General features: G+C 57.0%; 1 protein-coding gene. It reads right to left on the minus strand.

Annotated features, from left to right (window positions below):
• Nucleotides 1–90: 90 nt before the first annotated feature.
• Nucleotides 91–405: hypothetical protein (locus KP705_RS18490; protein ID WP_215765361.1), on the minus strand; the 315-nt coding region annotated here is incomplete at its 5' end.

Genomic DNA, 405 nt, shown 5'->3' on the forward strand with positions numbered 1-405 from the left:
AGGGGGGGTAATTATGCACGGCATAAACGGGCGACATCCGAGAACCGTGCAAGAGAGTATTTGCTCAGGAAGAAGGAGCGAATGGGACGGTCAGCGGCCCCGACCTCGGCTATTCTCCCGCGAGCGATTCCGGCCAATTTCTCTGGCTCGTTCCCGTTGAGCCTCAACCGCCTGATCTTGGAGTTTCTGGCGTAGCTGTTGGGCCAGTTTCACGCAGCCCTCGATAACCTTCTCCCGGTATTGGGTCGGAATATCCCTCAGAGCCTTCACAAGAGGCTCCAGACGGCTCTGAAGCTGTTTCAGGCTCTCTCTGTCTTCCTTGGCCCGTTTGGTCGCTGTGCGGGCAACTGTGGCGCTCTGAACGGCAGGTTCATAATGCTGCTGAACGGTCTGACTGATGCGTTT

Source organism: Gluconobacter sp. P1D12_c (assembly GCF_018812105.1).
Classification (GTDB): Bacteria; Pseudomonadota; Alphaproteobacteria; order Acetobacterales; family Acetobacteraceae; genus Gluconobacter; species Gluconobacter oxydans_A.